Source organism: Acinetobacter sp. AR_0276, from assembly GCF_003000705.1.
Lineage (GTDB): Bacteria > Pseudomonadota > Gammaproteobacteria > Pseudomonadales > Moraxellaceae > Acinetobacter > Acinetobacter nosocomialis.
This window is the reverse complement of record NZ_PSQO01000004.1, coordinates 1,228,418-1,246,051: the sequence shown is the minus strand read 5'-3', so window position 1 is coordinate 1,246,051 and position 17,634 is coordinate 1,228,418. Positions and strand designations below refer to the sequence as shown.

At 38.8% G+C, this 17,634-nt stretch carries 14 protein-coding genes and 1 tRNA gene; 8 read left to right on the top strand and 7 right to left on the bottom strand.

The window, feature by feature from the left end:
* Positions 1-4 precede the first annotated feature (4 nt).
* The 6 genes from secD to queA form a co-directional block, all read right to left on the bottom strand.
* Positions 5-1,906 (bottom strand): protein translocase subunit SecD, encoded by a 1,902-nt coding sequence (gene secD, locus CSB87_RS06675; RefSeq protein WP_031953343.1) that lies wholly within the window; start codon positions 1,904-1,906, stop codon positions 5-7.
* A 51-nt stretch (positions 1,907-1,957) separates the two neighbouring features.
* Entirely contained in the window at positions 1,958-2,287 is a 330-nt protein-coding gene (yajC, locus tag CSB87_RS06670; protein ID WP_000051669.1) for a preprotein translocase subunit YajC, read from the bottom strand.
* A gap of 98 nt (positions 2,288-2,385) precedes the next feature.
* Positions 2,386-3,519 (bottom strand): tRNA guanosine(34) transglycosylase Tgt, encoded by a 1,134-nt coding sequence (tgt, locus tag CSB87_RS06665; protein WP_031953342.1) that lies wholly within the window; start codon positions 3,517-3,519, stop codon positions 2,386-2,388.
* Positions 3,520-3,762: 243 nt separating this feature from the next.
* On the bottom strand, positions 3,763-4,332 hold the full coding sequence (locus CSB87_RS06660) for a LemA family protein (protein WP_031953341.1): 570 nt from the start codon (positions 4,330-4,332) through the stop codon (positions 3,763-3,765).
* Positions 4,333-4,416: 84 nt separating this feature from the next.
* The gene (locus CSB87_RS06655) at positions 4,417-5,445 is read right to left on the bottom strand and encodes a hypothetical protein (protein ID WP_031953340.1); all 1,029 of its coding nucleotides are present in this window, start codon (positions 5,443-5,445) and stop codon (positions 4,417-4,419) included.
* Between the two features lie 153 nt (positions 5,446-5,598).
* Positions 5,599-6,636: a tRNA preQ1(34) S-adenosylmethionine ribosyltransferase-isomerase QueA gene (gene queA / locus CSB87_RS06650; RefSeq protein WP_002051097.1), complete on the bottom strand. Its 1,038-nt coding sequence runs from the start codon at positions 6,634-6,636 to the stop codon at positions 5,599-5,601.
* A gap of 182 nt (positions 6,637-6,818) precedes the next feature.
* On the opposite strand from queA, the gene CSB87_RS06645 reads away from it, so the two are divergent.
* The 5 genes from CSB87_RS06645 to CSB87_RS06625 all read left to right on the top strand — a co-directional run bounded on the left by CSB87_RS06645 (position 6,819) and on the right by CSB87_RS06625 (position 13,405).
* A tRNA-Leu gene (locus tag CSB87_RS06645) sits at positions 6,819-6,905 on the top strand.
* 509 nt (positions 6,906-7,414) lie between these two features.
* Positions 7,415-8,683: a sensor histidine kinase gene (locus tag CSB87_RS06640; protein ID WP_031953339.1), complete on the top strand. Its 1,269-nt coding sequence runs from the start codon at positions 7,415-7,417 to the stop codon at positions 8,681-8,683.
* Between the two features lie 68 nt (positions 8,684-8,751).
* Positions 8,752-11,502 carry a bifunctional [glutamate--ammonia ligase]-adenylyl-L-tyrosine phosphorylase/[glutamate--ammonia-ligase] adenylyltransferase gene (glnE, locus tag CSB87_RS06635; RefSeq protein WP_031953338.1) on the top strand — a complete coding sequence of 917 codons (2,751 nt, stop codon included), beginning with the start codon at positions 8,752-8,754 and terminating at the stop codon, positions 11,500-11,502.
* A gap of 24 nt (positions 11,503-11,526) precedes the next feature.
* Complete coding sequence (locus CSB87_RS06630) at positions 11,527-12,453, top strand: branched-chain amino acid transaminase (RefSeq protein ID WP_002051336.1); 927 nt, start codon at positions 11,527-11,529, stop codon at positions 12,451-12,453.
* Between the two features lie 67 nt (positions 12,454-12,520).
* The gene (locus CSB87_RS06625) at positions 12,521-13,405 is read left to right on the top strand and encodes a mitochondrial fission ELM1 family protein (protein WP_031953335.1); all 885 of its coding nucleotides are present in this window, start codon (positions 12,521-12,523) and stop codon (positions 13,403-13,405) included.
* Here CSB87_RS06625 and CSB87_RS06620 read toward each other — a convergent pair.
* Positions 13,390-14,964, bottom strand: a complete 1,575-nt coding sequence (locus tag CSB87_RS06620) for a phosphoethanolamine transferase (protein ID WP_228133838.1) — start codon at positions 14,962-14,964, stop codon at positions 13,390-13,392. The genes CSB87_RS06625 and CSB87_RS06620 overlap by 16 nt on opposite strands.
* A gap of 125 nt (positions 14,965-15,089) precedes the next feature.
* Between CSB87_RS06620 and CSB87_RS06615 the strand changes: the two genes are divergently transcribed.
* Genes CSB87_RS06615 through CSB87_RS06605 form a run of 3 tightly spaced genes read left to right on the top strand, consistent with a single transcriptional unit; the run spans position 15,090 to position 17,631 of the window.
* On the top strand, positions 15,090-16,118 hold the full coding sequence (locus CSB87_RS06615; RefSeq protein ID WP_031953332.1) for a glycosyltransferase: 1,029 nt from the start codon (positions 15,090-15,092) through the stop codon (positions 16,116-16,118).
* Positions 16,115-16,870, top strand: coding sequence for a polysaccharide deacetylase family protein (locus tag CSB87_RS06610; protein ID WP_031953330.1), 756 nt, complete (start codon positions 16,115-16,117; stop codon positions 16,868-16,870). The genes CSB87_RS06615 and CSB87_RS06610 overlap by 4 nt, the downstream gene beginning before the upstream one ends.
* Complete coding sequence (locus CSB87_RS06605) at positions 16,867-17,631, top strand: glycosyltransferase family 2 protein (protein ID WP_004885272.1); 765 nt, start codon at positions 16,867-16,869, stop codon at positions 17,629-17,631. The genes CSB87_RS06610 and CSB87_RS06605 overlap by 4 nt, the downstream gene beginning before the upstream one ends.
* Positions 17,632-17,634: the final 3 nt, after the last annotated feature.

Below are 17,634 nucleotides of genomic sequence, written 5' to 3'. Positions count from 1 at the left end.
CTCCTTAAATGCTCAACTTTTTCAAATTACGGCGTTTACCATAAATGAGCTGTACGATTGCACGTGTTACTGTAATTGCAGTAAACATCGAACATACGATACCAATCATTAATGTTACGGCGAAACCTTTGATCGGGCCTGTACCAATTGCAAATAGAATGAATGCAACGAGGAACGTGGTTAAGTTCGAGTCAAAGATGGTGTTATAGGCTCGATCATAACCCGCCACAATGGCCTGTTTGGGTGAGGCACCCCAGAGCATTTCTTCTCGAATACGCTCACATATCAGTACGTTGGCATCGACCGCCATACCAATGGTAATAACGATACCGGCAATACCTGGTAAGGTGAGTGAAGCCCCTATCCAAGACATAACGGTTAAAATCATTGCCAAGTTAAATACAAGTGCAAAGTTCGCAATCAAGCCGAATACGCGGAAGAAAACGACCATCCAGATTGCAACAAGTAAGAAACCGATTTGAGTTGAGAGTACACCTTTATCAATGTTTTCTTGACCAAGGCTTGGACCAACCACACGTTCTTCAACGAAGTACATTGGCGCAGCTAAAGCACCAGCACGTAGCATCAATGCAAGTTCAGATGCTTCTTGAGGTGAACTTAAACCGGTAATACGGAAAGTTGAACCTAAAACAGCTTGAACTGTTGCAGCATTAATGACGACAGATTCGGTATATGGTGTACGAACTTCTGTTTGAGCACCAGTTTTTGGATCTGTAACATAGCTAATCTTTTGCTTGTTTTCGATGAACAATACCGCCATGCGTTTACCAACAGCATTACGGGTTGCATCTGACATGAGCTTACCACCAGCACTGTCGAGCGTAATATTTACTTCGGCACCGCCAGAGTCTTGGCTAAAGCCAGAACTTGCATTTTGAACACGTTCACCAGTCAAGATACGGTTACGTTGCAACAGAAGTTGACGACCGCTATCTAAAGATTGATAAGCGAAAACTTCTGTACCCGGAGGTAAAGGTTGACCGTTATATTTACCCGTATATGGGTCAATATATTGATCATTTAAGTCAGATACCAAACGGAATTCGAGGTTAGCAGTACGTCCTAAAACACGTTTAGCTTCTGCTGTATCTTGAACACCCGGTAATTCAACGACAATACGGTTGCTACCCTGACTTTGTACTAATGCTTCTGCAACACCAAGTTCGTTAATACGGTTACGTAGTGTTGTTAAGTTCTGATTGACTGCATATGCCTGAATTTCTTGACGACGTACATCAGTATAAGTGAGTTTTAAGGTAGAACCTGTCGCGCTCGCTAATGCCTGTTGGGTATATTCATTACCATTACGGCGTAAAAAATCCATTGCTGCATCACGATCAGCGTTGTCAGCAAATTGAACAGTGATCACATTATTATTTAACGCAAGGTTGTTAAATTTAATTTTGTTTTCACGGAACTGACGACGCAAATCAGTTGCAGAGGTTTCCATACGTTGGGAAATGGCTTTGTCCATATCTACTTCTAGCAAGAAGTGAACACCACCACGTAAGTCCAAACCAAGTTTCATTGGTTTAGCCCCAATTTTTTGCAACCATTCTGGTGTAGTTGGTGCAAGGTTTAGGGCAACAACGTATTGATCACCTAAGTCACGGCGTAATACTTCTTTTGCTTTTAACTGCGCTTCAGAAGAGCTGACACGCAAGAGAGCAGCATTATTTGTAAAAGTATTATCGTGGCTTGCAATATTTGCTGTTTTTAAAATTTGCTCTGCTTTTTGCACCACACTTTGATCAATTTGGGTACCAGCTTTGGCACCGGAAATTTGAACTGCGGGCTCATCCGGATATAGACTAGGCAGTGCGTATAATGTACTGACTACCAGAACAACCAGAATCAGTAAATATTTCCATGCAGGGTAACGCATTCGCTTTCTTCTTAAATGAAAAAGCCGTGCTAAAGCACGACTGTTTTATGATTAAAGGTTATTTAGAGTGCCTTCAGGTAATACAGAAATTACGCTGGCACGCTGAATTTTTACTTCTACACCACGGTTAAGTTCAACAACCGCATAGTCACCTTCAAGTTTGGTTACTTTGCCCATTAAACCGCCAGCAAAAACAACTTCGCTACCTACACCTAAGCTTTCGATTAAAGAACGGTGTTCTTTTGCGCGTTTTGCTTGAGGGCGCCAGATTAAGAAATAGAAGATTGCAACGAATACAACAATCATCAAAATGTTTGGCAAAAGACCAGGGCTTTGGGCTGCTGCTGGAGCTGCATGTGCAGTAGAAATGAACAAGCTCATTTTAATTTCCTAAAGTTAAAAAATATGAGTCAGATACCTGACATAATCCTAATTCGTTTTGCAATTTACCTTGTCTTGAGGTTGAGCGCAAATCTCGCTTATTCATCGATAGGGCAAGGTGGAACTTCTAATCCACGGCGGGTATAAAAGTCCTGAACAAATTCATCAAAAGTGCCATTATCTAATGCGTCACGCATACCTTCAGTTAAACGTTGGTAATAACGTAAGTTATGAATAGTACCGAGCATAGACGCCAACATCTCTCCACATTTTTCAAGGTGGAACAGATAAGCACGGGTAAAGTTCTTACATGTGTAGCAATCACAGTGTGGGTCAAGTGGTCCTTGGTCATTGCGATATTTACTATTACGAATACGTACCAGACCATCAGTGACAAAATAATGACCATTACGTGCATTACGTGTTGGCATTACGCAGTCAAACATATCGACACCACGGCGCACCGCTTCAACGATATCTTCTGGTTTACCTACGCCCATTAAGTAGCGTGGTTTGTCATGTGGCATTTTGTTTGGAAGATAATCTAAAACTTTGATCATCTCTTCTTTTGGTTCACCTACAGATAAACCGCCAATTGCATAACCATCGAAACCAACTTCAAGAAGGCCATTTAAAGACTCATCACGTAAGTCTTCATACATACCGCCCTGAATAATGCCGAATAAGGCATTTTTATTTTTAAGCTCATCGTGGTGATGCGTTTTACAACGTTTTGCCCAGCGCAAAGAAAGCTGTAATGATTTTTGTGCTTCTTCATGTGTTGCAGGGTACGGTGTACATTCATCAAAAATCATGACGATGTCAGAGTTCAATACATGCTGAATTTCCATTGAAATTTCAGGCGATAAAAACACTTTTGAACCATCGATCGGGGAACGGAAAGTAACACCTTCTTCCTTAATTTTACGCATAGCGCCAAGACTAAATACTTGGAAGCCGCCAGAGTCAGTTAAAATTGGCTTATTCCATTTAATAAAGTCATGTAATCCGCCGTGTTGCTTGATTACTTCAAGGCCCGGACGCAAATATAAATGGAAAGTATTACCTAAAATAATTTGTGCCTGAATATCTTCGATATCACGTGGCAACATGCCTTTGACTGTACCGTAAGTCCCCACTGGCATAAAAACAGGTGTTTCAACCACACCATGTTCTAAAGTTAAACGACCACGACGGGCACGACCCGACTGACCTAATTTTTCAAACTTCATCTAAAAATCCTGAACAATAGCAAGCAATGCCGCAGGGCAGTGCAAGGGCGAAAAAACAGTTCGCTGCTAAATAGGGGCTGTAATATGAGGAGTTTTTAAACAGGAAGACCAATTTAAAAACACAAATAGCCCTAAAAATAAGAGGGCTATTTTCCTTGATTCTGCGACGTAGTTCTACTACTAAATGTAGCTGGCTATAAAATAGGTCAATTTCCCGATTGAATGGCCACTTTTTTATTAAGACTAAAAGTTCGGTTTATAGTCAAAATTGTCTGTAGCCAAATTATCGCGAAAAGGACGAATTGCTTTTTTAGATAAAGTCATTGTATTAATCAGATTATTTGGAAATACTTCAATCTGGTTGTTAAATACTTCGACATTGCGGTTAAAAATGCTGATTGCAGCGCCAACATTTTCGTTTTGTTCCTGAATATCATCCATCATTTTACTATAGAGCGTATCTGCTTTTAATTCAGGATAGTTTTCAACTATAACATTTAGGCTGCGGATCAGCTCTTTGCTCATTTTTTCAATCTGCTGTAATTGAGCAATATCAGTATGATCGACATTTAAACTGAGAATTTGCTGACGTAAGGCAGTCACTTTTTCTAGAGTCGACTTCTCGAACTGAGTATATTGATTGAGAGTAGTTTCTAATGCTTCAAGTGTTTTTACTTTTTGGCGTTCGAAATTTGCAACCTCAGCCCAAGCGCGTTTGGTCGCGTTAAAATACCGCACAATGTTGTTACGAATGTGGATGCCCCAGGCAATCAGTACAACGAATATCCCCAAGAAAATGAATAAACCTTTCATTTTCACTCCTCTTATTTTTATTCTCTCATTGAACCTTTTAACTTCTTATTTTTAATAAGTAGCCAGTTCGGCACTACGAGAGATTTATTTAATTAAATTAAGCATTAATTGTTGAAATTTTTCATATTGCGGCATGGTCATGGTACGTAAATGTCCACGTAATGCTGGAATATCATGAATTTCACTACGTTTGCTGGTGGTTTGAAAAAGATCTTGCTCACCGAGATAACATAATATTTGCTCTTCATGATGATAAATTAAATCACCGGTAAAATGTTGAAAAAAATCATGAAGTTTTAAAGTTAAACTTGGACTAATTTCTTTAGCTAACTGGTGCTGGTCAGTACCGAAGATATTGAGCTCTTGGTTAATCAGAATGTCAGTACTTTGCCATTCGCATAAGTATGGTTCAAAAAAGCGAGAACGTTGATTACTTACAGCAATACCTAAGGCTGGTATTTGAAAAATAAAAGCGCCCCATAAATCTTTATGAATCTCTTTTACTATTTTTTTATCGCTGTTTTGATCTTGAAGAATAGGTAAGTTATTTACATAGTGATATTTAAATAGCAGGACTTGATGATCTGTAATGCCATCATTCCATGTCACTGAAGCAAACTCTGTAATTTCATTCGATTCATTGCCTCGATTAAACAATGGGAAATATTGCTTTAGTCTGCTTAAGACTAAAATGGGTTGGGCTTGAATTGGAAGATAAGCTGGTAACTGCTGAAACTGCAGGCCATAACGTAAAGCAGTCATACGCTGTTCTAAATAGTGAATAACTTCGGTTAGAGGCTTTTGCGGTTCATAGAGCAAATAGGCCAGAAAACCCGTTAAAAATGCCCATAACAGACTCCAAATATATTGAATATGAGGATGAAAAAAATATCCAAATAATAGCGTCGTAATACTGCAAATACCTAACAAATACGGCAATACATTAACAAAACGAAGGTTATGATCTTCACGCCATGGATGTAACGCATTTAAGAGCTCTTGATCTGTTTGTGACTTTTGTCCCGCGTCCCAAAGTCGAGCAATATTACGAAAGACCTGTGTATTTTTTTTACGTCTTATATGAAGTGCTTGTTGTACGGTATCAATTGGCATGAAGGTAATGAGATGATTATCATAAAGTGCTAAACCTAGATTATCCTTTAAATTGAAAGAGATAAATAGAAATACCAAGACTATTTTTATTTTAATTATAGATGCTGGGTTAAACCTCAAATTAACTAATAAGATTTAACCCAGCTTTAATTTTTAAACTTCTAATTTATCAATCAGCATCGCATCGCCGTAACTAAAGAAGCGATAGCGGTCTTTGACTGCATGTTCGTAAGCAGCCAAAATATTGTCTCTATTTGACAATGCTGAAACTAACATGAGCAGGGTAGACTCAGGTAAATGGAAGTTGGTAATTAAACGGTCTACGATACAGAACTCATAACCCGGATAAATAAAGATTTGCGTATCACCAGTCCATGCTGCGATTTTTCCGCCGTGTGCTTGGGCTGCACTTTCTAAAGCACGCGTTGCGGTTGTACCAACAGCAATTACTTTATTGCCACGTGCTTTAGTCGCTAAAATTAAATCAATGGTTTCTTGAGGAACATCACACCATTCACTGTGCATGACATGGTTGGTAATGTCATCAGTGCGTACAGGCATAAAAGTACCTGCACCGACGTGAAGAGTCACAAACGTTTTCTTAACCCCTTTTTGATCTAACTTTGCTAACAACTCTTCATCAAAGTGCAAGCTTGCCGTTGGTGCAGCCACACTGGCAATTTTTTCTGGGTTATGGAAAACCGTTTGATAGCGTTCAGTGTCAATTTCTTCTGCTTCACGGTTAAAGTAAGGCGGAATAGGTAACTGACCATATTGCTCAAGTACAGGTAAAATTGGCTGTGAAAACTCAACGACAAATAAGTTTTCGTGACGGCCTCGCACAATTACAGGAATATTGTCTGCACCGACAAAAAGCTCAGCTCCTGCTTTAGGCGAGTTACTCGCTTTAATATGGCAATACGCTGTGGTGTGGTTCAGCATACGCTCAACCAAAATTTCAATAGCACCACCTGTGGCACGTTTTCCTTTAAGACGAGCTTTCATTACTTTGGTATCGTTGAGTACCAACAAATCACCTTCTTCAAACAGATCGATAATATCTGTGAACATGTGATCGTGATATTGACCCTTTGCGTCTAAATGCAATAAACGTGAAGCACTACGTGATTCGAGAGGGTAACGGGCAATAAGTTCATCGGGTAATTCAAAGGAAAAGTCAGACAGTTGCATATTTAGGAAAAAACACCGCAAAAATTGGGCCTAGTATAAACTTTTTCGCTTTTTTATGGCTGTGCTTCTGACCTAAATCATGAAAAATGTTTAAATGATCTAAAAGTGAACGATAATATTCACTTAGGGTTTGACAAGTTTTACAAACGCGCTAATATACGCAACACAAACATACTTCCTCTCCCGAGGTGGTGAAATTGGTAGACGCGGCGGACTCAAAATCCGCTGTCAGAGATGACGTGTCGGTTCGAGTCCGACCCTCGGGACCAAGATTCAGAATCTTATGATTCTACGAAAACCCCTAAGCTAACGGCTTAGGGGTTTTTTGTTGGATAAAAAAGTTCATAGACTTCAAGAAATTGTGAACTACTTGCTTTAGTTCTGACGGTTGGGTTTGAATCTTTTATACATTTAGAACTTAAAGATTTTTTTAATTTAAGAAGACTTTATTTTAAATATGAAATGCATTTATTAAAGCTAAAATTTAAGTCGAAGCTAAGCTTTAATACTTAAAGAAGATTTAAGATAATTTTTACCTTTTTGAATCTCTATTTCTTATTACTTACAACTCCTCACCTTCAAATAATTGTTGTATTTTTCTAAAGCATACCCACTTTATGTATCTGAAAACCTTTAATTGAAACTTCACATTTCTATTTCGAAAAGAAAGTTGCTCTTTTAATGTACTGTGTTAAAGTTTGTATTAGATCATAATGATTATAAGTACATTTCTCAAAGAGCGGTTCCGACTAACAACGACAAAATCTGTGAGGCGGGCATGACACAGCGATTAGAACTACATCAGGTCGAGCAATTAAGTGCTTGTAGAATTTCACTATTACTTGGATTAAATGCCGAGCAGAACTACATTGAGCAATTTTTCCGGTTTAGTGTTCGCCTGTTGAAGTGTCAAAAAGCTTTGCTCACTTTTAATCAGGAACCTTACTTCTGGCATCATTGTCCTGAAGGCATGACTGCTATTTCATTTAAACCTTCAAGACACTTAAAACAATGTTTTGCTAAACAACAGGTGATTCATCACGATCATCCTTCTTATCAAAATTTAATCAACTATTTAAAAGAGCTAAATATTGAGTGTGGTCGTGCCTTAGCTGTCCATTTGGTGCAGCCTGACCAGACTTCTATGGGGTTTGCCGTTTTCTTTGATGACGGTGAAACCACTTTTGAAAATGATCAAATTCAGTTGTTGCTCGATTACTGTTCTAGTTTTATGCAACAAATCGAGTTGAAATTTAATTATGAAGAATTAAATGAACTCTATGAGCAACAAGTCGCCCTTAATTCGAGTAAAACAAAGTTCTTTTCTATTATTTCACATGATTTGCGGGCACCATTTCATGGCTTGTTAGGTTTCTCCGAAGTGTTGGCTAAAGAGCGTGAAACACTGGATGAATCGAGTATTCAAAATATTGCCGACTATTTATATGACACTTCTCAATCGACCTATAACTTACTGGAAAGTTTGCTGACATGGGCGATGGCAGAGGGTGGGCGTTTTGTTTATCACCCTATTAATTTTAAACTTAGACAAGTGAGCAATATTGTCTGTGATGTGCTGCATACGTTGGCTTTAAAGAAAAATATTGAATTGGTAAATGCGGTTTCCGAAGATTTAAAAATCTATGCCGATATCAATATGATGACTTCGGTGATCCAAAACTTGGTCTCAAATGCATTGAAATTTACTGATGTTGACGGCTCTGGAAAAGTGTTCATTGAAGCGAAGCAGGTGGGTACAAGTGTTGAAATAACAGTACGTGATACAGGGCTTGGCATGACTGAACAGCAAATGGCAAATTTATTTCACCCACGCATTACAGCCAGCTTTAAAGGTACCGCAGGGGAAAAAGGTGCGGGTTTAGGATTGAGTCTCTGTAAGCGTTTTATTGAGATTAATCAGGGGCAAATTAGTGTGAGTTCCAAAGAAGGTGTAGGAACAACATTTAAAGTTTTATTACCTTCAGCTCAAGAAAGTCATGAGACGCTTATTGAGCATCATGATTCATCTGAAGCAAAATTGGTTTAATCCCTTTTCCTATTACTACGTGAACTGCTATAACTAAAAAGAGAGTCTGAGGAAAAGAGCTTTTTTATATGAATGCGGAGCAGTTACAAAAAACATTGCGTGCCAGCCAATATGCTGAACAAGTTTTAGGGTTACATCAGGCTGTTTTAGAACAAGATTATCAAATAGACCAATTTGCTGCACCGCTCTCAACAGAACAAATTTATCAGCTTGTAGACACCACGCTTGAAGGCATTGCCGATGAAATAACTTGGATGCGTGCGCTTCGTATACTGCGCAGTCGTTTAATGTTTCGCTGGATCTGGCAAGATGCCAATCAACTGACGGATGTCGTTACACTTACTCGTGAACTTTCTGACTTTGCCGATGCAAGTATTTGTGCAGCAAAAGCTTTTGCTCGTGTTGCATTGGTTGCTAAACACGGCGAACCATTAAGTTATTCAGGCAAAGTTCAAGATTTGATTGTGGTTGCCATGGGTAAGCTTGGGGCACAGGAATTAAATCTATCAAGTGATATTGACCTGATTTTTGCTTTTGATGAGCAAGGCGAAACCAATGGTCGTAAATGTATTGATGTACAGCAGTTCTGTATTTTATGGGGACAAAAACTTATTTATTTACTCGAACATATCACCGCAGATGGTTTTGTGTTTCGAGTAGACATGCGCTTACGGCCTTGGGGGGATGGCTCGGCATTAGCGATTAGTCATGCAGCTTTAGAAAAATATTTAAGTCAGCATGGTCGTGAATGGGAACGTTATGCATGGATTAAGGCACGCATTGTCACGGGGGGGAAAGAAGGGCAAGACTTATTAGAAATGACACGTCCTTTTGTATTCCGCCGTTATGTCGATTACACCGCTTTTGCGGCCATGCGTGATATGAAAGCGATGATTGAACGCGAAGTTTTACGTCGCCATATTGAGGATGATATTAAACTCGGAGCAGGCGGTATACGCGAAATTGAGTTTATTGTTCAGGTATTTCAGCTGATTTACGGCGGGTCTAAACGTGAGTTACAAGACCGCCAGTGTTTGGTCAGTCTAGAGCATATTGGTGAGGCAGGCTTGTTGGAAAAACAGGCCGTATTAGAGCTTGAAGATGCTTACCTGTTCTTACGCCGTGTTGAACATGCAATTCAGGCTCTTAACGATCAGCAAACGCAATTATTACCCGAAGAAGCAGATTTACGACAACGCATTATAGATACCTTGGGTTTTACGAGTTGGAATGAATTTATTGATGTTCTTAACGAGAAACGCCAAAAAGTAAAAGTTCAATTTAAACAGCTGATTGAAGATACCAGCTCTAATGCTGCAACTGAGAACTTTGGACAGTTAGAGCAGCAGTTAGATGAAGTGTTAGATGATAATGCGAAAAATCTGATTCATGAGTTTTGGCATGGTCATGCACTTAAAAAACTTCCTTCAAATGCCGTGCAGCGTTTAAAAACCTTCTGGCCTCATTTGATTGAAGCGATTTTGCAGTCCGAACAACCACAAACTGCACTGTTACGTTTAATGCCGCTGATTGAGTCAGTCATGCGTCGAACAGTGTATTTGGTCATGTTGATTGAAAGTAAGGGCGCATTACAGCGCCTAGTGAAAATGGCGACAGTAAGCCCGTGGATTTGTGAAGAGCTGACTCAGTATCCAGTACTGTTGGATGAGTTCTTATCGATGGACTTTGAGTTACCAAAACGTAAGGACTTGGAAGATTCTTTACGTCAGCAATTGCTTCGTATTGAAATTGATCAGGTTGAAGATCAAATGCGGGTACTTCGCTTGTTTAAAAAGAGCAATGTGCTCACGGTCGCTGCAAGTGACGTCTTAGCTGAAAGCCCTCTTATGAAAGTATCTGATGCATTAACAGATATTGCTGAAGTTAGTGTCAATGCAACTCTTCATTTAGCTTATCAGACCGTAGCAAAACGTCATGGTTATCCAAAAGATGTCGAGGGAAAACGTTGTTCTCTTGACTATAAAGCCTTTGCTGTCATTGGTTATGGCAAAGTAGGAGGCATTGAGCTGGGCTATGGTTCTGACTTGGACCTTGTCTTTATTCATTATCTAGATGAACAAGCTGACACCGATGGAACTAAGGCTATTAGTGGGTTTGAGTTTGCCATGCGTGTCGCTCAAAAGTTCATGTCACTGATGACCACTCAAACGCTTGATGGTCGTGTCTATGAAATTGATACACGCTTGAGACCTTCTGGTGAGGCCGGTTTATTAGTGACCAGTCTAAAAGCCTATGAACACTATCAGTTGAAAAGTGCATGGCTTTGGGAGCATCAGGCATTAGTTCGTGCCCGCTCTATTGCTGGTGATGAAACGCTTTGCCAAAAATTTGAAATATTTCGCCGCGAGATATTGACTCAATCTAGAGATGAGGCTTATGTTCGTGAAGAAGTGTTGAAAATGCGTCAGAAAATGAAAGACCACCTAGGTTCGTCTTCTGAACAAAAAAAACATGGTATTTTTCATTTAAAACAGGACGCAGGTGGTATCGTAGATATCGAATTTATGGCACAGTATGCTGTACTTGCATGGAGCGGGACGAAACCCGATCTCGCCCATTATTCTGATAATGTAAGAATATTAGAAGATGCTGCTAAAGCAGACTGCTTATCCAGTGAAGATGCCACAGCATTAATTCGAGCCTATCTTAGTGAACGTGCCGAAAGCCACCGCTTAGCCCTTGCGAATCAATCCATGCAAGTCAGCGCAGCGGACTGGCGTAGTACCCGTGCGGTCGTTTGCAATTTATGGCAAAGATTAATAGACCCAACCGCCTCGGTTGAGTTGGATAGTGAATGATTTTATAACAATTTGGAGTGTTCCATGAATTTGGCTGATCGTGATGGTTTTATTTGGCAAGATGGACAATTAATTGATTGGCGTGATGCAAAGATTCACGTTTTAACCCATACACTACATTACAGTATGGGCGTATTTGAGGGTGTTCGTGCTTATGAAACTCCTAAGGGTACTGCAATTTTCCGTCTTCAAGACCACACAAAACGTTTGTTAAATTCAGCAAAAATTTATCAAATGAAAGTACCGTTTGACCAAGCAGCGCTTGAGCAAGCACAAATCGATGTTGTTCGTGAAAATAAATTAGCTTCTTGCTATTTACGTCCGCTTATTTGGATCGGTTCAGAAAAACTAGGCATTGCTGCAACAAATAACACTATTCATGCCGCAGTAGCAGCATGGGCGTGGGGCGCATATCTTGGTGATGAAGCAATGGCTAAAGGTATTCGCGTTAAAACTTCATCATTTACTCACCACCATCCAAACGTGACCATGTGTAAAGCAAAAGCATCTGGTAACTACACATTATCAATTCTTGCTCACCAAGAAGTTGCGCACTCTGGTTACGATGAAGCAATGCTTATGGACCCACAAGGTTATGTGTGCCAAGGTTCTGGTGAAAACGTATTCTTGATTAAAGATGGTGTTTTACATACTCCAGATATCGCTGGTGGTGCACTTGACGGTATTACACGTCAAACTGTGATGACGATTGCTAGAGATCTTGGTTACCAAGTTGTTGAGCGCCGTATTACACGTGACGAATTCTATATTGCCGATGAAGCATTCTTCACAGGTACTGCTGCTGAAGTTACACCAATCCGTGAATACGATGACCGTCAAATCGGTGCGGGTTGCCGTGGTCCAATTACCACTGAAATCCAAAAGACTTTCTTTGATGCAGTTCAAGGTAAAAATCCAAAATATGAACACTGGTTAACTTACGTAAAATAAGTTAATCCGTTAACATGAAAAGGCGAACATTGGTTTCGCCTTTTTATTTTTTAGTTAGGGAGCTTTTATGCATATTGTCTATGTCTCTGATGGTAAAGCAGGGCATCGTTCACAGGCTTTAGGCTTGTTTCAGGCAATGCAAAGACAGCAGGCAAATGCAACTTTTGAAGAAGTTTCTATTAATGACTTGCCTATTATTTCCTTAATTAAAGCGCTTTTCTCTTCAAAAAATTCTCTACTTCAGCAAGCACCCGATTTCATATTTGGTGTCGGGAGCCATACGCACTTTCGTGTCTGGTTGCTGGGTAAAATTTTTAAAAAGGCGAAGACTGTTATTTTAATGAAGCCAAATTTACCTATTGCTTGGTTTGACTATGCTGTGATTCCAGAGCATGACGGTATTCTTTCAAATGAGCGCGTTATTGTTACGCGTGGAGCATTGAATCCAATTCGTAATGAAAACCGACATCAGGCAGGCAGAATTTTAATTGCATTGGGTGGTTCATCTAAACGACATCAGTGGAACCATGAAAAAGTATTATTAAGTGTCCAAAAAATTGTTGAGTGTAATTCAAATTCTGAGATTATCCTGACCACCTCACGTCGTACTCCTGTAAGTTTCATTGATATTTTAAAACAACAAAGCTTTGCTAAGTGTTTGCAGATATGTCCGGTTGAGCAAACTCCTCAAGGCTGGATTTTTGAGGAAATGCAAAAGGCAGAAGCTGTGTGGGTAACCGAAGATAGTGTTTCTATGATTTATGAGGCACTTACTGCAGGTTGCCGAGTCGGTGTGATTGCAATGGACAGACTCAAACAAGATCGTATTACCAATTCGGTTGATATACTGCTAGAGAAAAAGTTAATAGCAAATGTGTTTGATATAAATTTGCTTCCTGAAGGGCAGGTCCTGCAGGAAGCGGATCGGGTCGTTTATCAGCTCACTAAATGACATTGGCTGTCATCGTGACCTTTATCATAGTTGACTGTTTCTGATGTTGCTAAAATTTCTCTTGGATATGTTTTGTATTTCGAATTAAATAACGATCTCTCTTGAGAAATGTTTTTACAGTGAATACCTCTCATATCTAAGAGTGTAGGTAATATATTAATTGAGCTGATTGCACTGCTTTGTTCTTTAGAAAGAGTACTCGCCATCTCTGGATGATGTTGCTTCCATGAGCTTGAACTCCACATAATTAAAGGGACATCAAAATTATTTTTCATATCTAAATGCAGTGAACTATTTTCTTTACATTCTCCAAGGTTCAGTCCATGGTCAGATGTGTAAATTAAGTTGGCGTCCACATTGGTTGCTTTTAATTTTTGAATAACTTCATTGAGCAGATAGTCTGTATAAAGTACTGTATTGTCATACGTATCTTTAAACTTATTAAATTGCGGTGGATAGCGTTTTGTAAAATCAGCATGTGAGCCATAAAGGTGTAACACGATGAATTTATGATGTGTTTTTTCTGCCAATGCTCGATCAAATGATTTGAGTAGCTCCTCATCATAATGAGTTTCTAGTGAGGCTGAATATGAATGTTGCGTCAAAAATTGGGTTTCTTGAGCAGAAGAGGCATACGCTGAAACAAGAGAATCATATTCTCCATATTGGGATTGTGCGCTAAACCAGTAAGTTTTGTAACCTGCTGCATTGAAAGCATTCACAATAGAAGGGCTTAAATTATCAGTTCCGTTTAACTTTCCTGTTAATAAGGTCGGTACAGACTTACTGGTCATATAAGAGCCTGAAATCGTATTATTAAATAACCATAAATCTTTCTTATATTTTTCTAGATAAGGCGTTGTATTATTTTTGGTATAGCCAAACAAACTTAAACGGTCGCGTCGAGCACTTTCCCCAATAACTAGTACTGTAATGGTAGGGCGAGTTTCCTTAACTTGTGTACATTCAATTTCGTTTTGTGTGGCTATGAAATCTTTTACTCGATTTACTTCAAGACTCGCTGCTGGTAAACCGAGAAGTAAATTTAAGGGGTAAGATTGTTTAAAATGGCGATATACATTTAGAAACCCTTGCTGATGATCAGGTGCTTTAAGGTAGCGTTGAATTGGCGAAAAAATAAGACATAACGCTAAAATACGTAGCCATATTGGAGTGCTTAGTCGTTGATTTGGAATGAAATAATAAAAGAAAATCAAAGGAATGATGTAAGCAATAATCAAACCAATTGCTAAAGGAAGATCTAATGTCGATAAATAAACTTGGCCTTCAGTTGCAGAGCTACCTAAAATTGTGAGCCACACTGAAATTTCAGTTGGGGCGTTATAGGTAATTTCATAGTACAGTGCAAAAGGGCTTAAAAGATAAATAGGTAAACTAAGCCAGAAAAAACGGCGGTAATGATAAATTAAAAAAACGAAAAAAATAAGCGGATATAAAGCTTTGAAAAAACCATCACTGGAAATAATGCATGATGGAACAAGCAGCATAAAGCAATAAATAAAGAACCATAACTTTCCTGTTTTGAATCGAAAAATCACGCCAAGCTGTTCCAAGTGTAAAAGCGCGATATCATCCTATATTTTGATAACACGGTCTACATAAATTAAGGCATGATATAATATTTTAGTTCATCTCCAGAATTGATGGAATTATAGAGTTTAGAATGAAAATATTGCATATCGCAAATTTTGGCTTTAATAAACAAGGCGCGCATTTTTACTGTACAGACCGTAAAATTTCTGCCGGATTAATTGAAAATGGCCATTTCGTTTATGATTTTAGTTTTCGTGATATGGCACGAATGGGGACGATTTTTAAAACAAAAAAATTGGGTGCTAATTGGGCCAACAAAGAAGTATTAAAAGTCGTCAATAACATTGAACCCGATTTGGTGCTCATTGGACATAGTGACTTGATGAGTCCAGATGTTCTAAGACAAATTAAAGAATCTTATCCAAATACTAAAATCGCATTTTGGTATGTTGATCCGCTTTATTTAGAAAGCAAACTTGGCTTTGTAAAAGTATTCTCCCCGTATTTGGATGCTATCTTTTGTACAACGGGTGGTGAGTATTTACAGAAGTTAAAGCAGCCTCATTTAAGCGTAGCCTATCTGCCTAATGTGGGTCATCGTAACGTTGAAACACTACAGCAATTTTCAAACTCTAAGACTGATAAGACATTTATTTTCTGCGGTGTGGTCTATAAAGAACCTGAACGTGAAAAATTCTTAAAAGATTTGGCAGATGCCCTGCAACAAGGTCATGTAAACTATCAATATTATGGTTGTTTTGAGCAACCAGGTGTTTACGGTAAAGCTTATTATAAGGTTCTTTCTGAAACAAAAATGGGACTTAATTACTCACGTCGTAATGATGTAACCTTGTATAGTTCTGACCGTATTGTACAGTTGACTGGTAATGGTTTACTCACCTTTAGTCCAAGAATTCCAGGTTTTGAGAAACTCTACACTGAGCAGGAAGTGGTTTACTTTGATGATCAGTTTGATTTGGCTAAGAAGATCCAATTCTTTGATCAAAATCCAGAGCAGGCTGAAAAAATAGCGAAAGAGGGCTGGGAGAAAACGCGTAAATCTTTCAATGCTAAACGTATCACTCAATTTATGGTTGAGGTGACATTTAAGCAGCCCCTTTCAGAAAATTATGAATGGTCACATGAGGTTTATGCATGATGTGGTTTTTGTACGTTGCGGTAGGCCTATTAATACTTGCTGCACTGTTATATGTGCTGGGTAATTATACATTCTGGCTTCCGTTCCGTTCGAACAAACTACCACGCATAGTGATGTTGCATCAGGTTACCCCTAAGGATGCTGCTTCTGGTATGAACATGCCCCCTGAAAAGTTTGAACAACTCTTACAGTTGTTGACGCGTAAAGGGGCTATCTTCTGCTTTGTTTCTGAGCTTGAACAATATCGGAATCAAAAGAATGTGGTTGCTTTAAGTTTTGACGATGGCTTTATGGATAATTATCTTTATGCCTATCCATTACTTAAAAAATATAATGCAAAGGCAACCATTTATTTGGCAACGCAAATTGAAGGTATTGAAAAGCTCACTCACCATCAAATCCATGAAATGGCCAACTCTGGTTTGATTGAGTTTGGTGCGCATACTCAACACCATGTGAACTTGCTTAAGCTTGATGACCAAACGGCTTACAATGAGATGCTTCAGTCTAAGCGTGATGTTGAAGCATTAGTTGGAAAATGCCCTAGCTTTGCTTATCCATTTGGTCGTTTTAATGAAAAGCATCAGAAAATGGCCCAAGATATTGGCTTTAAAAATGCAGTATCGACTCGTAAAAAAATCGAAGCGTATGAAGCAGATAACCAATTTAATATTCCACGTGTCAGCACACATGGTGCCATGAATGCTTTACAGATGCGTATCGCCCTTGCTAAAGGACGTTATAAGTTATGAATAAAATTCCATGTAGTGTTTATATTGTCACTTTAAACTGTGGTGCTTGGTTAGAGCGAACTTTGCAAAGTGTCAGTGAGTTTGATGAAGTTATTATTTTAGACTCAGGTAGTACTGATAATACTTATGAAATTGCAAAGCGCTTTGAAAATACCCAAATTTCTCATCAAGACTGGCAGGGTTATGCTGGGCAAAAAAGTTTGGCCTTAGCAAAATGCCGAAATGATTGGGTACTCAATTTAGATGGCGACGAAGTCTTATCTAATGAATTAAAACAAGAGATTGTTGAGACTATTCAGCAGAACAAGCTTGATGCATTAATCACTCCAATTAATGATGTATTTTTAGGTGTTCCGAACAGTAAACATACTAAGAAACATGCGAAAGTGCGTTTTTTCCGTAAGTCTAAAGGGCATTATGATCTTGCCAATAAAGTCCATGAAAATGTAATTGTAGATGGTGAATCTCAGCGCGCTCAACACGATATTTATCATTATGGTGAGTCGAGTATTTTCGTTAAAGTCGAAAAAAATAACCAATATTCCAACTTAAAAGCATTAGAGAAATTCCAAAAAGGAAAGTCTCCAAGCATTGCAAAATTGGTTTTGGTGATGCCAGTGACTTTTATGAAGTCTTATTTTATTCGCCGTAGTTTCTTAAATGGTTGGCGTGGTTTCGTAAATAGTATGATTAACGCGTTTTATGCATTTCTAAAAGAAGCCAAACTGTTTGAACAGACGATGAATAAAGATAAAAAATAAGTA

Coding starts and splice junctions, on each gene's coding strand:
- secD (WP_031953343.1), bottom strand. CDS start 1,906: ATGCGTTACCCTGCATGGAAATATTTACTGATTCTGGTTGTTCTGGTA.
- CSB87_RS06640 (WP_031953339.1), top strand. CDS start 7,415: ATGACACAGCGATTAGAACTACATCAGGTCGAGCAATTAAGTGCTTGT.
- queA (WP_002051097.1), bottom strand. CDS start 6,636: ATGCAACTGTCTGACTTTTCCTTTGAATTACCCGATGAACTTATTGCC.
- CSB87_RS06655 (WP_031953340.1), bottom strand. CDS start 5,445: ATGCCAATTGATACCGTACAACAAGCACTTCATATAAGACGTAAAAAA.
- glnE (WP_031953338.1), top strand. CDS start 8,752: ATGAATGCGGAGCAGTTACAAAAAACATTGCGTGCCAGCCAATATGCT.
- CSB87_RS06625 (WP_031953335.1), top strand. CDS start 12,521: ATGCATATTGTCTATGTCTCTGATGGTAAAGCAGGGCATCGTTCACAG.
- CSB87_RS06615 (WP_031953332.1), top strand. CDS start 15,090: ATGAAAATATTGCATATCGCAAATTTTGGCTTTAATAAACAAGGCGCG.
- CSB87_RS06660 (WP_031953341.1), bottom strand. CDS start 4,332: ATGAAAGGTTTATTCATTTTCTTGGGGATATTCGTTGTACTGATTGCC.
- tgt (WP_031953342.1), bottom strand. CDS start 3,519: ATGAAGTTTGAAAAATTAGGTCAGTCGGGTCGTGCCCGTCGTGGTCGT.
- CSB87_RS06630 (WP_002051336.1), top strand. CDS start 11,527: ATGAATTTGGCTGATCGTGATGGTTTTATTTGGCAAGATGGACAATTA.
- CSB87_RS06610 (WP_031953330.1), top strand. CDS start 16,115: ATGATGTGGTTTTTGTACGTTGCGGTAGGCCTATTAATACTTGCTGCA.
- yajC (WP_000051669.1), bottom strand. CDS start 2,287: ATGAGCTTGTTCATTTCTACTGCACATGCAGCTCCAGCAGCAGCCCAA.
- CSB87_RS06605 (WP_004885272.1), top strand. CDS start 16,867: ATGAATAAAATTCCATGTAGTGTTTATATTGTCACTTTAAACTGTGGT.